Origin of the sequence: Sporosarcina sp. D27 (genome assembly GCF_000586555.1) — a bacterium.
In the GTDB taxonomy this organism is placed as follows: Bacteria; Bacillota; Bacilli; order Bacillales_A; family Planococcaceae; genus Sporosarcina.
On record NZ_AZUC01000010.1, the window covers coordinates 1 to 18,101 of the forward strand.

Here is an 18,101-nt window from a genome sequence, read left to right on the forward strand (position 1 = left end):
CGTTTATTGACAAAATACCAATAAATCGCGAAATTTGATCATAACCTCTGGGATTGTGATCATAAATCTTGAAATGTGATCATAACCCCTGAGATTTGCTCATAAATCTCGGAATGTGCTCATAACTCAAGAATAATTACAATAAAAAACCAACCAGCACATGCTGGTTGGTAGGTTTTCATTCAGTATCCACTTAAAAATCAGTCGTCCCATGTGACGGACATAACCTTGCCAGAGATCGCATGGATTTGATAGGTCGCTTCGTCAGGACCATCATCAACGTCAATTTCGATTTCGACGAGGTAATAGCCACCTTCTGACGTTTTGACAAAATCGACGTCATCCACTTCACCATTCAATTGACGTAATGCAATTTGAACGGCTTGTTGTTCTGTAAGTAAAACCGTTTTCTGTGGTGCTGGCTTATTTACAGGTGGTTTCGGCTGAGGTTTCTCTTGCGGTTTGGGTTGCGGCTTCGGCTGAACCGGAGCTGGCTTCGGGGTCTCAGGTTGTGGCTTATGTTCTTCTGGTGCTGACTGAGCAGGCACTTCTTCCGTTTTCCCAAGCGAAGACTTGTCCTTTTCCTTCTTAGCTCTTTCAGCAGCTTCCTTTTGTTTTAAAACCAGCTCTTTAGAAGGCTCCTTCAAAACCATTGATAGGACGTTCCCCGTTGCACCATCCACACGAACCTCATAAACGGAACCTTCCCGAGTAAGTGTCGCTCCATATATATCATCATGCAATAATAAATCGTTTACTTCGCCATTATACATCTTTTCTAATTGGTTCTTTATCGAATCTTCCGGAATGGCATCCGCGTGAGACACGATACTTCTCATATAAAACATACCCGTAACGAACAGCAGTAGCACGAGACAGAATGGTAGCAAAAACTTCCTGCCCTTTTTCATATCGTTCACCTCTACTATAGAGTACCAGGTAGACATTAAAATTCACTGAGAATCAGTCTCTTTTAATAGCCAAATTGTAACTTTCGTCCCTTTACCTTCCTCACTTTCAATGTCGAGTTTCGTTCCTAGACCAACCGCAATTTCGTTTGCAATGGCAAGTCCTAAGCCGGTGCCTCCCGTTTTACGGCTACGGTCTTCATCCACCCGATAAAACCGGTCAAATAAGAATGGGATATCTTTTTCAGGAATTCCTTTTCCATAATCCCGGATGCTGATCCGTACATATTCCTTTCGATCTTCCATCTCAACATCGACTTCACGTTCACTATATTTCCGCGCATTGTCGAGCAAGATAATCAAAAGCTGTTTTAAATGAGTTCCGTCTGTTGATAAAGTCAGATGGTCTGGTCCCTTAATCTGAATGGCCCTGCCATAGGCACTCGTAATCATTCGGGTAGCATCATCTACAATTACACGTAAGTCTGTCTCTTCGAATACGTAGGAAGCCGGTTCATTATTTCGGGCAAGGTCCAACATTTGTTCAATCATTTCCTTCATGCGTTTCGTCTCGCTGCGAATCGCAGTCAGCGCCTCTTCTGTAAGTTCCGGCTTATGCATCCCTCTACGCTCAAGCAGTCTCGCATAACTGTCTATGACTGTGATGGGCGTTTTTAATTCATGGGATGCGTCTGACACGAACTTTTCCTGTTTGCGATAGTTCTGCTCCAGCTGTACCATCAGTTCATTGAATGTTTGCCCCATTTGGGCCAACTCGTCTTTTCCGTGTTCAGGAACTGCAATTTGCTGGAACGTACCTGATCGGCGGCTATCCGTCATAGCTTGGATGAGCTTCTCAATTGGCTGTGTGACAATGCGTCCGAGTGTAATACTTGAGATAATGATTGGGATCATTGCAAACAAGGTAATTCCGATCATAACCATTTTCAACAATCTCAAATTCGCCTTTAAGTCCGTCAATACTTGAGTGACTTCCAGCTGGACCACTTCCCCAGTCGGCCAAATTGTAGGAATGGCAATTGAAAGGGCTTCATAACCTTCATATGGAACCAGTGTGTATTCCTCTGTTTTATCCGGAACGGGAAACTTTTGGTCTAATCCTTCCATTGACTGTACGGACAAAACATCGTCGCCGTTTTCACCTATAACTCGCAGAGTCCCATTCGGCGGTACATACGCGCGTAAAATAATCCCCGCTTCTTTTTCATCAGTCATTTTACTAAGTGCAACTGTTAATTCTTTGGCACTTCCAAGCAGTTGATTATATTCAGTTTTGTGTTGAGTTCGGTCAAACGTGAAGTAAATCCCTAAATTACTTAAAATGAGCAAAATCAGCATCATCAAAGTAGAAAGAGAGTGGATTTTATTTTTAAGTTTCATGACGCGAATCCTTTAATGCATACCCAACCCCACGAACAGTATGGATGAATGAAGGACCACATTCCGGATCAATTTTTTTTCTTACATATCGGATGTATACGTCGACTACATTCGTATCTCCGTAATAATCAAATCCCCATACCGCGTCGAGTAATTGCTCTCTCGTCAATACCTGATTCGGATGCTTCAGCAAATGGAATAACAAATCATACTCCCGTGGAGTCAATTCGATTAATTGCCCACCACAACGGACTTCACGCGTCTGATCATGAATTGAAATCCCGTTAAATTCATGTAGATGAACATCAGCTTCCTCAGGTGCTCCTTTAGATGAAAACCGGAGTGCCGAACGGATTCGTGCAAGCAATTCTTCGATTTCGAATGGTTTTGTCACATAGTCATTGGCACCCAAATCGAGTCCCGTCACTTTGTCCTCCATATCATTTTTCGCCGTCAGCAATATAACAGGGGTCATCGATTCATCGGCACGAATGCGTCGCAATACATCTAGACCATTAAGACCTGGAAGCATGAGATCAAGCAGAACAAGGTCCCATTCCTGTTCACGATACATAATGAGACCGTCCGTACCTGTATGACACGTCGCCACTTCGTATCCCTCAAACTCAAGTTCCAATTGCAGGACGCGCGCGATACTTTCTTCATCTTCTATAATTAATAGTTTTTCAGACATTGTCAGTTCACCTTTTCCATCGATTAGTCATCAGACGAGATTCGCTGTCGTTGGAAGCGAACCTCATATAAACGAAAGTTTTTCTTAATTCTATCAGTTTTCTATCTAATAGGAGAAATTAAATGCAAGCAAAAAAAAGAAGCTACCCGCTTTGTGAGCGGGAATGCTTCTTAGATAAATACGATAATCGCTAAAATAATCGCTAAAACAATACGATAGATTGCAAATGGAACGAGTTTGATCTTCGAGATCAGTTTCAGGAAGAATCGGATTGACAGCAGCGAGAACACGAATGCGCTGAGGAATCCTACGACATAGAACGAGATATGATCCATCGATAGGTACTCCCAGTTTTTCAACACAGAAACGAGACTGGCACCCATCATGATCGGAACCGCCATGATGAACGTAAAGTCCGCTGCGGTTCTGTGGTTCATCCCAAATAATACACCACCTGAAATCGTGGCACCTGATCGTGAAAACCCTGGCCAAAGTGACAAACATTGAACGAGTCCAACGGTAAAGGCTTGACGATATGTAATTTGGTCAAGAGTTGTTACGCGTGGAGTTTTTGGTCCGAATCGATCCGCCGCAATCATGAGAATCGCACCTGCGACAAGCGCAATGATGACCGTTTCAACGCCAAACAAATAGTCATCGATCAAATCCTTTAGAGCAAATCCAAGAATAACTGCCGGCAACATACCTACGATCACGTGAAGCAAGTTGAAACTTTTGCTCGCCTTTTGACCATCCACTTTATAAAGACCGACTAAACTGAATAGCCGCTTCCAAAACACGACAACAACGGCTAGTATTGAACCGAGCTGAATGACGATTTTAAATGTGATAGAAGGATATTTCCCAAGAAACTCTTCACTTTTCAACCACATGTCATCGACAATAATTAAATGTCCCGTTGACGAAACGGGAGCAAACTCCGTCATTCCTTCAACAAAACCTAACAGGAGCGCTTTTAAAAGTTCAAATAAATCCATAATTGATTATACCCACTTTCTGCGAAGTCTGACATACGAGATGCATGCGACCACTCCGCCAATTCCTATTAAAATATACACAACGTTTGAATAGATGTCCATATATCCGAGGACCGATTCAAAGTTCGCCCCAAGCTTGACCCCTGTGAAAATGAGGACACAGTTCCAAACCAAACTTCCTAAAGTCGTGAGTATGATGAAAAGAGGGAAGTTCATCCCAGACATTCCGGCTGGTATCGAAATGAGACTCCGAACAAGCGGAATCATTCTACAAAAGAGCACTGTCCAAGGTCCATACTTGTGAAACCATGCATCCGCCCGACGAATATCCTTCCGCTTCAGCCTGAGCAAACGACCATATCGATCTGTAAGTCGTTCGAGCCGGGGAACGTCAAGAAACATGCCGATGCCGTATAGGAACATGGCTCCGATTACTGACCCGGTCGTAGCTGCCGCTATCATCCATCCTATTGATAGACTGTGGGATGCTACTAAAAAACCACTGAATGTCAAAATCAGTTCAGAGGGAATCGGAGGAAACAGGTTTTCCACTAAGATGAGTGCAAGCACGCCATAATAGCCATATTCCGCCAACAACTCCATGATCCACTCTTCCATCCACGCCCTCCCGTCCCTAATTGTTACGAAACTGAAAATCGCCCACTACTATTGCTCATACATCATAGGGAAATGCTCATAAACCTTGTGATGTGATCATAAATCTTGGATTGCGCTCATAAATCCCGAAATGTGATCATAATCCACGCATTCCGCTCATAAATCTCGGAATCTGATCATAACTCACGCATCCCGCTCATAAATCTCGGAATGTGATCATAACTCACGCATCACGCTCATAAATCTCGAAATATGATCATAAACCACGCATCACGCTCATAAATCTCGAAATGTGATCATATACCACTCATTCCGCTCATAAATCCCAGTATCTGATCATAACCCACGCATTCCGCTCATAAATCTTCAATTCTGATCAAAACATTCTCACCTAGCTTGTCATAAAGACGACATCCCCCGCCACAAGTTTCGCCCAATCTCTATTAGTTTACGAAACAAGCTTCCATTCTATGACTTCAGAACAACAAAACCCGTCCAGCACTCTTTGCCAGACGGGCTTCATTTTCCATACTTACTTCGATACAACCAGTTGTTTGCGCAACTCGGCTTTCAAGAACTTCCCGACAGAGGTTTTCGGAATCTCTTCCATAAAGATGATATCATCTGGGACCCACCATTTTGCGAATTGTCCTTCCATGTACTCCAAGAGTTCCGCCTTCATGGCCTCATTCTCTTCTTGTCCGTCCGCCAATACGACACAGCCAAGAGGACGTTCTTGCCACTTCTCATGCGGCACTGCAATTACCGCAGCCTCAAACACAGCATCATGTGACATGAGTGCATTCTCCAAGTCAACGGATGAAATCCACTCGCCACCACTCTTGATAAGATCTTTCGTCCGATCCGTCAGTTTCAAGTAGCCGAAGTCTGTCATGACCGCAATATCTCCTGTATACAACCAACCGTCCCGGAATGCCTCTGATGTCCGTTCATCTTTATAGTATTCATCCGCAATCCATGGCCCTCGAACCGCAAGTTCTCCCATCGTCTTGCCATCCCACGGAACTTCACCGTTTTCGTTGACAATCTTCACATCCAATCCCGGCATCACAAGACCCTGCAACGACCGAATGTCGATTTTTTCGTCCATTGTGACGTCATCCATCCCCGACGTCAACACCGACAAACTGACGAGTGGCGAAGTTTCCGTCATGCCGTATCCAATAATGAACGGAACCTGATAACGTTCCTCAAATGCGCGAATTAGCCCTTTCGGTGCAGCCGAACCACCACAGACAACGGCCCTTAACGAAGACAGATCACGTGGTTTCGCATCTTGAGATTTCAACACGGCTAGCCAAATTGTCGGCACCCCCGCCGTCAATGTCACCTTTTCTTGTTCGATCAAATCTAATAATAAATCCGGGATAATTCCTGGCCCGGGAAGTACTTGTGTAGAACCAAAGAACACGGCAGCGAACGGCATCCCCCAAGCATTGACATGGAACATTGGTACAACAGGCATGATGACATCTCGCTCTTGCAGCCCCATTGCATCTGCTAGTCCGAGTGCATAACTATGGAGCACAATCCCACGGTGCGTGTAAACGACGCCTTTCGGATTGCCCGTCGTTGCAGACGTATAGCACATGCCCGCAGGCGTGTTTTCATCCAAGTCCTCAGGAAATTCGAATGTGTCCGAAGCATCGTCGAGAAGTGCCTCGTAAGCATAGACATTCGGCAAGTTCGTCTCTGGTACTTCTTTGCTGTCGCCCATAATGACATAGTGTTTCACTGTTTTCAATAGCGGAGCCAACTTCTCAAGATGCGGGAACAAATTATCGTCTACTAATAGAATTTCGTCTTCTGCATGGTTGATGACATACGCAATATGCTCAGGGGATAAACGGATATTTACCATGTGCAAAACAGCACCCGTGCAAGGCACACCAAAGTACGCTTCTAAATGCCGATGATGATTCCAACCGAACGTCGCCACTTTCGTTCCGTGCTGCATTCCTAGTTTCGTCAGTGCGTCTGCAAGCTTCCGCGTCCGTTTCGCAAATTCGCGATACGGGATGCGGTGAATCGTATCTGCTGCGGTACGTGAAATGATGAGCTTCTCCGGAAAAAACTGTTCAGCACGTCGGATGAACGACGTTAAATTGAGTGGTGTTTGCATCATTATGGCCATCTCCCTTTGTCCTTTAAATTGGTCATGCGTATATCATACATATGAATTAAAGTCCGAGATTCTTAGCGATGATCACTTTCATAATTTCGTTCGTTCCTGCGTAAATCGACGTCACTGGGATATCCCGATAGCGTCGAGCAATTTTATACTCTTCCATATAACCATAGCCACCGTACAATTTCATGCACTCCGTTGCAATTTCCCGTGCACTTTCCGTAATCCAGTACTTCGCCATCGATACTTTCGTGACGACGTCAGCACCGCTCATATGATCTTCGATTAATGACTCTAAGAATGTCTTTCCAAGTTCCACTTTTGTTGCCACTTCCGCCAACTTAAACTGTGTGTTCTGAAAAGATCCAATCGACTTGCCGAACGCTTGCCGATCCTTCACATACTCAAGTGTCATCTCTAACATGTCTTCTGAAGCCGTTTGTGCAGATAGTGCAACGAGGAGCCGTTCTTGCTGTAATTTTTGCATCAAGTAGTGAAAGCCTTTATTCTCATCACCGATCAGATTGGCAACAGGCACTTTACACTCTTCAAAATAGAGCTCTGCAGTATCTTGGGAATGCATCCCGACTTTGTCCAGCTTACGTCCTTTTGTGAATCCCTCCATTCCTTCTTCAATGAGCAGCAGACTGATCCCGCGATGCCTCGGCTCCGCGTGGACATCTGTTTTGACAACCGTTAAGAACAGGTTGCCGTTGACTCCATTTGTAATGAACGTCTTTTGACCATTCACAATATAGAATTCGCCTTCCCTACGAGCGCTCGTCTGAACACTCGCTAAGTCTGATCCTGTCCCCGGTTCCGTCATCGCTACTCCGGTGATGAAGTCAGCCGTCAGACATCCAGGCAAATAACGCTCCTTCTGCTCGTCTGTCCCGTACGATTCAATATATGGGACAACGATGTCATTATGCAAACCAATTCCTGTCAAACCTGCACCGACTCTTTCCATCTCTTCGCCGATAATAACACCGTAGCTAAAATCCAATCCCAATCCACCATATTGCTCGTCAATTTGAGGGCAAAGAAAGCCCATCTCGCCAAGCTTCCGCCAAAACGCTTTTGGTACAAGACGCTGCTGTTCCCATTCGTCGTAAAGTGGCACAGCTTCCTTTTCTAGAAACTTACGAAGCGTCTTTCTGAATAAAACATGTTCTTCCGTTTCAAAACGATAACGTTTCATTTAAACTGACCTCCCTTTTCAATGGGATTAAATCATTTCAATAATTGTTGCGTTGGCCATACCCATTCCTTCACAAATCGCTAGTAACCCATAACGTCCACCAGAATGTTTTAATTCGTGCATTAACGATACGAGTAACTTCGTTCCCGTTGCACCAAGGGGGTGGCCGAGAGCGATCGCCCCGCCATTCACATTCAACTTCGTACTGTCCGCTCCTGTCTCCGCGAGCCATGCAAGCGGAACGGATGCAAACGCTTCATTCACTTCATAGAGATCCATATCGTCAATCGTCAACCCGGCTTTCTTAAGCACTTGATGGGTCGCTTCAATGGGGCCCGTAAGCATAAGTGTCGGATCTGAACCGACTACTGTACGTGCCACAATCCGCGCAATCGGCTTGACGCCAAGTTTTTCGGCCTTTTCCTGGCTCATGAGCAACACTGCGGATGCCCCATCACTCATTTGACTCGCATTTCCCGCTGTAATGACGCCTTGTTCATCAAATACCGTCTTCAATCCAGCCAACGCTTCTAACGTCGACTCCGGTCGTGGTCCTTCATCTATAGAAAATAATTTCGAATTCCCTTCTTGGTCCATTACGGAAACAGGGACGATTTCTTCATCGAACCGTCCTCCATCGATTGCCTGCATTGCTTTCTGGTGGCTATCATATGCAAACTGATCGAGTGTTTCGCGCGATAGCTTCCATTTTGAAGCAATCCGCTCAGCAGACAGACCTTGATTAATGATTTCATACTGTGACAACAATTTGCCACTCGGCTTTGCGACATGCATATTGGAGAACATCGGCTCACGCGTCATGCTTTCCACTCCACCCGCAATTACGACGTCCATATCTCCACTTGCAATCGCTTGTGAAGCGAAGTGTACCGCTTGTTGACTCGATCCACATTGACGGTCAATCGTCACCCCTGGAACAGTTATCGGAAATCCACCAATAAGCGCAGCTGTACGCGCGATATTGCCGCCTTGTTCACCTGATTGTGTGACACACCCGAGAATGACGTCGTCCGTTTCTTCCTTCGCAACACCCGCCCGTTCCATCAGTTCATCCAAAACAAGCGCAGCGAGTTCATCAGGTCGCGTGCTGGCGAGACTCCCCTTCCTTCTTCCTACCGGAGTCCGCACTCCTGCTACGATTACAGTTTCTCTCATTACGACACTTCCTTCGCATTAGAATAGTCCTAGTTTTCTAATAACTATAACAATTATTGAAAGCGGTTTCAATCTTTGTTTCATAGTTTCGATTGGATCTCATCCTAAAGTATGAGACGAATCTCCACACCAAGCCTGTTTGGATAAATCCCATTCCATCTTATCATTAGGGTACAAACGAAGGGAGGCACCAAAAAACATGAAAAAATTTCTACTGATTGTCTTCGGAATTATCGCCGCAATTGTAGCAGTCGCCAATATCGGGTCCATCTTAGCACTCGCGCTATCAGCAGCTGCCGCAATTTTTGGTTGGCACTACTTCCGTAAAAGTGACTCAACCATCAGCCGGATTCTGTGGGGGATCATCATCTTAGTTGGAGTCCTAACAGGAATTTCAAACATCCCTGCATTCATCGGACTTCTTGCTGCAGCCGGGGCTTACTATGCATGGCGCAAATGGAAATTGAACCAACGCACAAACAGCAATGTAATCGATGCAGACCCGTTCGCAAAGTTCGAAAAACAATGGAACGAATTCAATAAATAAGGAGGGCTTTTGATGAATGAACTATGGTATAAATTCAAATTCGCCGTACAAGAAGATCTCGAGCAAATAACAGCAAAACGCAAGACACAAAATTCCGCAGATGTGTTAAATGAAACCATCAAGGAAGCCGAGCAGCAAACAAGAGCAGTAGGGAAACTTTTGGAGCGCCAAAGGATTTTGCGCGATGAAGTCACAAAGGAACTACTTGAAGCAGAACAGCTAACTGACAAACGGACAGAACAATTCTCTTTAGCTGAAGCAACAGGAGACGAAGCGCTTATCAACTACGCGAAAGACGAGGCCGAGGCGTATAGTCGACGTCGTGACGAATTGCGTTCTCTTGAAGCAGACACGACGGAGTCCATGATTGCATTGGAACGCCGTTTTGAAAGCATGAAGCACAAAGTGAAAGATATGCAAGTCCGCCGCTTGAAGTTAATGGGTGAAGAAAACGCAAAACGGGCAAATAGCCGGATGGATCGCATTTTCTTTGTAGATCTCGATCCTTCATCTGTCGAACCCGTTAATCATGATTCCGCTAAAGATGATGACATCGCATCCATGCGACGCCGTCTAGACGATTTGACGGCAGATGAAGCAACTATCGAGAAAATCGTGTAAACTGAAAAGACAGCAAGGAGCTGTCCGGGTGATCAGGGACATCCTTGACCGCTCGGCAGTTCTTTTTTCTGAACGATAGCCTTTCGGGCGGGTCGCCCTGTGCGAGACGAGCGGGGTGCGCCACTATGCGGACGGGTAACTCCGTGAATAGCGCCCTCTACCCTCAGTAAAGTACTGACATCGAGAAAGGAGCGGAAGCAAAATGAATCGGAGCAAAACAGAGCGAACTACATTGTGGATCATGGCATTTGCACTCCTTGTATTTTTGGAAACTGGTTTATTTGGAAATGGGAACGTCATCTTCTTCTTTCTCGGTGCCATTGCCATGTACTTCGGACTTCAGCGTCGCTCGAAATGGCTCGTCTTATCAGGCGGCATATTTATCGTGATTGCCTTGCTCTCGTTATGGAGCTTACGTTTACTCATTTTCGGTATGCTGATTTACTTGGTTATCCGATTGTGGAAAGGGACGCCGGCAGAAGAAATTATGCGCCCTCTAAAAGAAACTACTCGAGAAACACAGAACGGTATTTGGAAAGATCGACTCTTCTCCAGCCAGTCGACCCCATTTACTTCCTATGAATGGCAAGACGTACACGTACAAGGAATGGTTGGAGACTTCTATATCGATGTGACAGACACGGTGCTGCCAAAGCAGACCTCCTTCATCTCTATCCGACAAGGATTTGGACGCGTTAAAATCGAATTGCCATACGATTTGCCCGTGCGGATCCATTGCTCCGTCTTATTCGGTGAATGTCGTCTGTTCGATTTAACCCCGAAGCGATTGTTGAATGAATCAATTCATATGAAAGATGGTTATGATCGCACAATTGGTACAGAAGCTGAACTCATCATCTCAATAGCTGTCCGATTTGGGGATGTCGAGGTGATTCGAAAATGACCGGTCTCTTTTGGCGTGGAATTTTACTATCCACACTATTTACCGTAGCTTGTGCCGGTGGGGTTTATTACATCATTGAATACACTCCATCCTTCGAATGGCAATATCTATACAATGTAAACTTCCTGGATGTGCCTGTAGGAGTTTGGTTGCTCGTTATCCCAATTACTCTCGGCTGGTTGTTTTCATACTGGATATATAACATTGCGCGCTCGAAGGAAAAGACGATTGAACGCACACTTAATAAGCTCGCAGAAGAAGGAACCACCCCTTCGAATAAGAACATTTCCCGCAAACTAAATCGAACAATCGCTTCTGTTTCAGAAGTGTTGGAGACACAAAAACGAAGCTTACAGCGCATAACTGATCAACGAGCTGAGGACCAAGATCAGATCATCCAGGAGCGACTAATTGAAGAACGGCAACGTCTCGCTCGCGACCTTCATGACTCCGTTTCCCAACAATTGTTCGCAGCATCAATGCTGTTGTCGGCACTTACAGAGCAACCCAAAGAAACAGCGCTCCAAAAACCACTACTCCAAGTGGAACGAATGGTGCAACAAGCACAACTCGAGATGCGCGCGTTACTGCTACATTTACGCCCTGCAGTCCTTAATAGTAAATCACTGAAAGAAGGACTTGAGGAATTGCTGACGGAACTGCAGGAAAAAGTAACGTTCACCATTCGATTCCGGCTGGAAGACGTTCCCCTTTCGAAAGGCGCAGAAGATCATTTGTTCCGCATCGCACAGGAAACCTTGTCGAATACCCTCCGTCATGCACAAGCAACTGAAGTTGACGTGGTCTTCATCGAACGAGAGGGACTGGCGATTTTCCGCGTACAAGATAACGGTGTTGGATTTAGTGAATCGGGCGGAAAAGGCGGCTCGTATGGCCTTCAGAACGTCAAAGAACGTGCCGTTGAAATTGGTGCTGTGTGCAAAATCGTATCCGTCCCTTCGCAAGGAACGATTGTAGAAGTGAAATTACCGATTAGGACAGAGGAGGAGGAAGCGCATGATACGCGTACTACTCGCAGATGATCATGAAATGGTTCGCATCGGAGTATCTGCATATCTAGGGACTCAACCTGATATGGAAGTCGTCGGAGAAGCAGTCGACGGTGGAGAAGCGGTTGAAAAAGCACTTGAATTACGGCCAGACATCATTTTAATGGACATGGTCATGCCAATCATGACCGGTGCTGAAGCAACGAAAGCAATCATTCAACAATGGCCAGAAGCAAAAATCATCGTCGTTACTAGTTTTTTAGATGACGATAAAGTCTATCCAGCACTCGAAGCAGGTGCTGCCAGTTACATTTTAAAGACGTCAAACGCTAAGCGTATTGCCCAAGCGATCCGCGAAACCGTACAAGGCCAAACGGTTCTGGAACCGGAAGTGACGGTCAAAATGATGGAAAAAATGAGGAGTGGCGGATCTGACCAACCTCTTCACGAAGAGTTGACGCAGCGCGAACTTGAGACGTTGTTACTCCTCGCTCAAGGAAAGTCCAATCAGGAAATTGCGGATGAGCTGTTCATTTCCCTGAAAACTGTTAAGACACACGTCAGTAATGTACTTTCAAAACTAGAAGTCCAAGACCGTACGCAAGCAGTCATTTATGCCTTTCATCATAAATTAGTCCAATGAAAAACGCGCAGCCAGGGATGTTCCCGACTGCGCGTTTTATCATACTTAATGATTTTGATCATCTTTAGGCTTCTGGTTGTTCCACTGCTCGTGAGCTTCTTTGTTGAATCTGCTCTGCGAATCGTGGTCTCCATATGGATATTCTTCTCCTGGTTCCACTTCGTTATAACCCGTATCCAAGTCATCTTTTGTAAAAGTGATCGGATCATTCCCTCCAAAATTCTCAGCGGGCGGGACTTCATTTACATCAGAATGTGTAGGTCCTCTTAAGCCAGCTTCAGGATCTCCAGGAACGTTGTCAGACGAAGGAACTGGCGGAGCTTGCTCAGTTGCTTGTTTCATCTGGTCCTTTTCTTGTTCCATCTGAGCTTTTGTAGCATCCATTCCGTCTTTCGCCTGTTGTTTTGCTTGCTCAGCATCCTGTTTCATTTCCTCTTTTTGCTGCTCCCAACTTTCTTTGGAAACATCTACATCTTGCAAGCTAGATTCCATTTTAGACAAGTAACGGGATGCATGATCGCGTCCACCCAGTCCGAATGCAAGACCGAATGCAAGTGCAACACCACCCAATATGAGGATGAATGCAGCGTTGATGATTGCCGGTGCAATACCAAGCTGACTAAGCGCCATAAAGAACGCAAACGCTAAGATAGCGTATTTCGCGACGTAGCGGAGAATGTGTGGATTCCCTTGCTTCGTTTGCATGACACTTCCGATGAACTTCTCTGCAAGGTTCGCAAGCCAGAACCCAACTGCAAGAATCAGTACTGCAGCAAGTACCATTGGCAAGTAAGCGAAAATTGCAGTTGCCAGAGTCACCATGAACGCAAGATGTACCATTTGAAGAGCTTCTACAACAAACAGTAGAATGACTACGATTTGTACAATCGTTCCGATAACAGATGAAACAGTAAAACTGCCTGTACGGTTTGTTGACTTCACGCCCATCTTATTCGAGAGGGAGTCCACGCCGAGATTTGAGAGTAACGTTTCCACAACGCCTTTAATCCACTTCGCCGCGTATACACCCACCAGAATCAATGCAATCGCAACGATGATTTTAGGAAGCATGACCATGATGTCATTCAACATGGCAATGGCAGGCAGCGAGATCCCTTCTAAGTCCAGTACTTCAAGTGCTGAAATCGTAACAGGTATCAAAATCAAAACGAACACGATGGTTCCGAGCACTTTCGAAATACTTGTCCCATTTACAGTAGAAGAAACTTTCAATTTGTCCGCAACTTTATCTATACCGATGGATTCGAGCAACTTCGTCACAATCATGCGAACAATTTTAGCGATCATAATACCTACTATGAAGATGAGTGCCGCACCCACAAGCTTAGGGATGAATGCGACAAATCCGGTTAACAAGTTTTCAAATGGGCCACTCACTCCGGTTAATCCGAGCGCATTCAATACCGCTGGGATGAATAGAAGTAAAATCAAGTAGAAAGCAACGTTCGCAGCAGTCGAAATCCATTGCGCTTTATCGACAGACTCTGCAGTACCACCTACTTTAGAAACATATTTGTGTACATTCACTTTGTGTCCCGCAGACAGAATCAGTTTTTTCACGACGGTTGCAAGTACCCAAGCCAACAGTAGGATTAGACCTGCTTTTAGAATTCCGAGTACCGCACCACTAAGTCCTGCAAATACATCCAGGAATGGTGAAGATATTGTGTTGAGATTCATTATATTAAAGAAGATTAGAATAGTCAGTAGTAAGATACCGAAAAATACAATCTTGCCGGCAATTCGGTCGGCACTCCACTTTTGGTGTTGCATGTTCAATCTTTCATTCATGTGACCTTTTTTCATGGCTTTCACAACTGCACCTTCAGCAACTTTAGCAATGATAAAACCAATGATAAGTACAATAATGCCGAGCAGTAGATCTGGTAGCCAGCTAAAAAGGTTTGAATAATACGGGTCTCTAAACATTAAGATCCTCCATTCTAGTAAATAGTCTAGTCATCTATTCCTACAAATGAAGATTGGTAAACCTGCTAAATGCGCAATTCAAAAATAGAAGCACCGGCTTATTCAAAAAGTAGCTAATCTGTTTAACCTCAGAGCATAAGAAAACCAGCTGACTGGATGCGTCAGCTGGCTTATGTGTTGCGTTTAGACTCGTTCCATTCTGTGTGGGCTTTTTCATTGTGAGTACGCTCAGAGGACTTCTCTTCACTTTTCTTAGATATAGAAGGTGCATGCTCCCCGGTTTCTTCCCGTTCGTTCTCTAGAAACTCGTGGGTGAAGTTTGAATCGGCGGGATCAGACAATGGCAGCTCATTCGCAGGTCCTGCTGGTTTCCCTTGTTTCGGCACTTTTGGTTCCAAGTCTTCTTTGTTTGGATATTTCCCGTCTTTAATGGTCATTCCATACTCCCCCTCTTCATCTTAGTTAAGAAATCTACACCAGTTATCCAATTACAATTCCCTATAATTTATAAGTTCAAACACAAAAAACTGTATATTGTCCTTCTCTCTTTATCATCCAGTTAAGCTTACGGCGCACGAGCCGTCGCTCCATTGTTTATTTCAATTGCTTGTTACACATGCTACAAAATATTAACAAACTGCTTGTACAATTCCATCGCACTTAATATTCCAAAGCTGATAAGTTTTTTGGATTCGTATTAGAAGTACTGAATTCGCAAGCTCAAGCTCCCATTGGTAATCTAGGTGGTCGTCAACTACTCGCTCTCACCATGCAACTCATCAACAGCTACGTGGCTTCTTGCGAATTGTTCAAATTGACAGCATGTGCATCTTCTTTGTATAGTAGTTTTAAACGATGTGCATTCACTTGTTCTTTAATAAGAATAGGTGAAAAACCATAGTTAACATGGTTTTTGTAAAATTGTAACTGAATATTGGTTCTTTATAGGTATTAAGTCAACAAACTACTATAGACCTAATTCGAAATTTATAGTCCATACTTATTTACTCAGTAAACCTGTTTTTTTGTAAGTCCTGTACGTAAAATTCATGCGATGCTAGTGATAGAATTTAGTTTTTGCATAACTAAGGGTGATTATAATGTCTATCGGAAAGCGAATTCGCGAACTTCGAATGATAAAAGGATTGTCGGTAACTGAATTAGCAAATAGGGCTGGAGTAGCAAAATCTTATATTTCGTCAGTTGAGCGACAACTACAATTAAATCCTTCTATTCAATTTTTAAACAAAATAGCTGCAGTTCTAGATGTCAGCGTTGAGAAGTTAATTCTTGAAGATGAGGCTCAAGATGAGGAATTGGACATTGAATGGCTAGAGTTAGCCAAAGAGGCAATGGATTCTGGAATTAGCAAAGAGCAGTTCAAACAGTATTTGGAATTCCAAAAATGGCAGAAGTCTACCCAGGACAATAACTAACGTCTATTTTCATGAATCCCTTATAATTATTATCCTTTGGATGTGTTTCTAAAGTTGGAAGTAGCCGTTCTGTTAACGCAAGGGGAGCTGTAGTGATGAGGAATCTGATGGCCGCGTGCTGTAATCACAAGTTCAATGAATATCCCCTGTTAGGCTAGAAACATCTGGACAAAAGTATTCGAACATTAAGAGTTCTTTCTGTTCGAATTTGTTCATAAGGATGAAATCCACAGAATGACTGTGAACTCTTTATTTTATAGATTGATTTTTCATTACCGGACTTAACCTCTCTCTTTACGTAAACTAGCATTCCTTAAGCCTGCTAGTTTGCCTTTCCCTCTGGGAATCCATCATCCGCTTCCTTCAACTTTACATTTTTCAGGAACTCTCTTACTTCCTCCGTAGAGATACCTAAATTTTTTGCTTTCTTCATCAAGAAAACCCATTCCCCATCCAACATCTCTCGATCGTTCTTCATTAGAAAATCCCCCTAATAGGATAGGTAGCTCAGCCGTCATAGCAACTTTCCCCTTAGACCTGAAGCTTTGCGTCCTTACTTTTAAGTAAGTTTGCCTTTTCTATGATTTGGTACTTATACCTAATTACCACTATCATATAGGAAAACTCAAAATGACAATATTGACAAATGTTAATGGGTAGGCATTATTATTCAAATAGTTCTATCAATACAGTTAATTGAGTGCTATATTGGTATCGTTAAGTATAATCTGGGTGTCTTCTGTCCATTTCAGGCATAGAGGATAACTCAACTACAGGTATGTAAAAACCCACCCGCTATAGCAGGTGGTCGATTGAAGCTAATATTGAATAGATTAAATTGAGAGGGTTAAGCTATTCTCTAATGCTGATTATTTTGACCTTTGTCGCTTAAAGATTTAGTCGCTACATTCATATCTAATTTATTGTATTCGGTTTTAACTGTAAATAGCACAAGTGGATCAGAACCAACAATACGTTGCGCATCCCAAACTATTCCTTCAAATTTATTATATGAACCGTCTACTTTTATTATTTGTTTTGTTTTCTCGGTTAGTTGCACTTGCAATCCCGTGAAAAGGTTACCTGAACATTCGTTGGGGATTGTCATGGAACCTATTATTTGTATGCCTAACACACAATCATCTATCGTCATATTTTCAAAGCGATTGGCATTAATCCAACTATATGTGCCGGCTCCTGGATTCTCTGCTTTTAGTTGAATAGCTGTTTTAAATCCGACGATTGAGATATTTTCAAACTGGACAAAGCTAATATTGTGCCATTTACCTTTAGCGTATAATGAAAGCCCAGTGCCATTATAGTTTTTACTTTTATTAATGATTGTCATATTTTTGACTCGTGTCTTATTTGTAGCATCATACTGATCCTGACCTTTCAGAAAAATAACTTCCGATTGAAAGTTTGGATCCATTACTTGGATAGTCCCATTCCTAATAACCGCATCTTTTTCAACCGTCAGCACTCGATAATTTCCTTTCACAACGATTACGGAATTACTCCCAAACTCAAGTTCTACCCCTTTCTTCACGGTAAGACCAGACTTTATTGTATATATTTTGTTGGCTTTCAACTTTACTTTCTCTCTCTTTTGCGTGGCACAAAAGTCAATAGCTGATTGAATTGCCTTTGAATAATCTTCTGCTTGACCATTCTCATTTGTTATAAAGTCTTCTACAGCAACTGTGTCCTCCGGTAGGTTTAGGTTACTTCGCTCCACATTAGCTCTCCCCCACATCTCGTTGTTAAACATTAAATAAAGGATAACGGCACTGCTGATGACAATGATAGCTATCCATCGTATACATACATCTTTAATCTCCATTT

At 43.7% G+C, this 18,101-nt stretch carries 18 protein-coding genes and 1 riboswitch; of the genes, 6 read left to right on the forward strand and 12 right to left on the reverse strand.

Annotated elements, in window-relative coordinates; genetic code table 11:
• Positions 1 to 200 precede the first annotated feature (200 nt).
• The 8 genes from N693_RS20745 to N693_RS0102075 form a co-directional block, all read right to left on the reverse strand.
• A complete protein-coding gene (locus N693_RS20745) occupies positions 201 to 911 on the reverse strand; it encodes a PepSY domain-containing protein (RefSeq protein ID WP_025783124.1) in 711 nt (236 codons plus the stop codon).
• A 42-nt stretch (positions 912 to 953) separates the two neighbouring features.
• Complete coding sequence (locus N693_RS0102045) at positions 954 to 2,309, reverse strand: cell wall metabolism sensor histidine kinase WalK (protein ID WP_025783125.1); 1,356 nt, start codon at positions 2,307 to 2,309, stop codon at positions 954 to 956.
• Positions 2,299 to 3,003, reverse strand: a complete 705-nt coding sequence (locus tag N693_RS0102050) for a response regulator transcription factor (protein ID WP_025783126.1) — start codon at positions 3,001 to 3,003, stop codon at positions 2,299 to 2,301. The genes N693_RS0102045 and N693_RS0102050 overlap by 11 nt, the downstream gene beginning before the upstream one ends.
• Positions 3,004 to 3,173: 170 nt before the next feature.
• Entirely contained in the window at positions 3,174 to 4,001 is an 828-nt protein-coding gene (locus N693_RS0102055; protein ID WP_025783127.1) for an undecaprenyl-diphosphate phosphatase, read from the reverse strand.
• Between the two features lie 6 nt (positions 4,002 to 4,007).
• Positions 4,008 to 4,619: a DedA family protein gene (locus N693_RS0102060; protein WP_025783128.1), complete on the reverse strand. Its 612-nt coding sequence runs from the start codon at positions 4,617 to 4,619 to the stop codon at positions 4,008 to 4,010.
• A gap of 532 nt (positions 4,620 to 5,151) precedes the next feature.
• The gene (locus N693_RS0102065) at positions 5,152 to 6,765 is read right to left on the reverse strand and encodes a long-chain fatty acid--CoA ligase (RefSeq protein WP_025783129.1); all 1,614 of its coding nucleotides are present in this window, start codon (positions 6,763 to 6,765) and stop codon (positions 5,152 to 5,154) included.
• A 55-nt stretch (positions 6,766 to 6,820) separates the two neighbouring features.
• The gene (locus N693_RS0102070; protein WP_025783130.1) at positions 6,821 to 7,969 is read right to left on the reverse strand and encodes an acyl-CoA dehydrogenase family protein; all 1,149 of its coding nucleotides are present in this window, start codon (positions 7,967 to 7,969) and stop codon (positions 6,821 to 6,823) included.
• Positions 7,970 to 7,996: 27 nt separating this feature from the next.
• Positions 7,997 to 9,145 (reverse strand): thiolase family protein, encoded by a 1,149-nt coding sequence (locus N693_RS0102075; protein ID WP_025783131.1) that lies wholly within the window; start codon positions 9,143 to 9,145, stop codon positions 7,997 to 7,999.
• Positions 9,146 to 9,344: 199 nt separating this feature from the next.
• Here N693_RS0102075 and N693_RS0102080 point away from each other — a divergent pair, with 199 nt between their 5' ends.
• The 5 genes from N693_RS0102080 to N693_RS0102100 all read left to right on the forward strand — a co-directional run bounded on the left by N693_RS0102080 (position 9,345) and on the right by N693_RS0102100 (position 12,870).
• Entirely contained in the window at positions 9,345 to 9,692 is a 348-nt protein-coding gene (locus tag N693_RS0102080) for a hypothetical protein (RefSeq protein WP_025783132.1), read from the forward strand.
• A gap of 12 nt (positions 9,693 to 9,704) precedes the next feature.
• Positions 9,705 to 10,313: a hypothetical protein gene (locus N693_RS0102085; RefSeq protein ID WP_025783133.1), complete on the forward strand. Its 609-nt coding sequence runs from the start codon at positions 9,705 to 9,707 to the stop codon at positions 10,311 to 10,313.
• 202 nt (positions 10,314 to 10,515) lie between these two features.
• Entirely contained in the window at positions 10,516 to 11,217 is a 702-nt protein-coding gene (gene liaF, locus N693_RS0102090; RefSeq protein WP_025783134.1) for a cell wall-active antibiotics response protein LiaF, read from the forward strand.
• Positions 11,214 to 12,260 carry a sensor histidine kinase gene (locus N693_RS0102095; protein WP_025783135.1) on the forward strand — a complete coding sequence of 349 codons (1,047 nt, stop codon included), beginning with the start codon at positions 11,214 to 11,216 and terminating at the stop codon, positions 12,258 to 12,260. The genes liaF and N693_RS0102095 overlap by 4 nt, the downstream gene beginning before the upstream one ends.
• Positions 12,235 to 12,870: a response regulator transcription factor gene (locus N693_RS0102100; protein ID WP_025783136.1), complete on the forward strand. Its 636-nt coding sequence runs from the start codon at positions 12,235 to 12,237 to the stop codon at positions 12,868 to 12,870. Before N693_RS0102095 ends, N693_RS0102100 begins: the two co-directional genes overlap by 26 nt.
• A 45-nt stretch (positions 12,871 to 12,915) precedes the next feature.
• Here N693_RS0102100 and N693_RS0102105 read toward each other — a convergent pair whose 3' ends face one another.
• Together N693_RS0102105 and N693_RS0102110 are read right to left on the reverse strand one after the other, a co-directional pair.
• Complete coding sequence (locus N693_RS0102105; RefSeq protein ID WP_025783137.1) at positions 12,916 to 14,820, reverse strand: mechanosensitive ion channel; 1,905 nt, start codon at positions 14,818 to 14,820, stop codon at positions 12,916 to 12,918.
• A 170-nt stretch (positions 14,821 to 14,990) separates the two neighbouring features.
• Positions 14,991 to 15,257, reverse strand: a complete 267-nt coding sequence (locus N693_RS0102110) for a hypothetical protein (protein ID WP_025783138.1) — start codon at positions 15,255 to 15,257, stop codon at positions 14,991 to 14,993.
• 663 nt (positions 15,258 to 15,920) lie between these two features.
• Here N693_RS0102110 and N693_RS0102115 point away from each other — a divergent pair.
• A complete protein-coding gene (locus N693_RS0102115) occupies positions 15,921 to 16,256 on the forward strand; it encodes a DNA-binding anti-repressor SinI (protein ID WP_025783139.1) in 336 nt (111 codons plus the stop codon).
• Positions 16,257 to 16,578: 322 nt separating this feature from the next.
• Here the strand turns inward: N693_RS0102115 and N693_RS19840 are convergent, their stop codons facing one another.
• Complete coding sequence (locus tag N693_RS19840) at positions 16,579 to 16,734, reverse strand: anti-repressor SinI family protein (RefSeq protein WP_081759997.1); 156 nt, start codon at positions 16,732 to 16,734, stop codon at positions 16,579 to 16,581.
• A gap of 20 nt (positions 16,735 to 16,754) precedes the next feature.
• Positions 16,755 to 16,840, reverse strand: a riboswitch (cyclic di-GMP riboswitch).
• Between the two features lie 275 nt (positions 16,841 to 17,115).
• Positions 17,116 to 18,099 (reverse strand): hypothetical protein, encoded by a 984-nt coding sequence (locus N693_RS0102125; RefSeq protein ID WP_051508670.1) that lies wholly within the window; start codon positions 18,097 to 18,099, stop codon positions 17,116 to 17,118.
• Positions 18,100 to 18,101 lie beyond the last annotated feature (2 nt).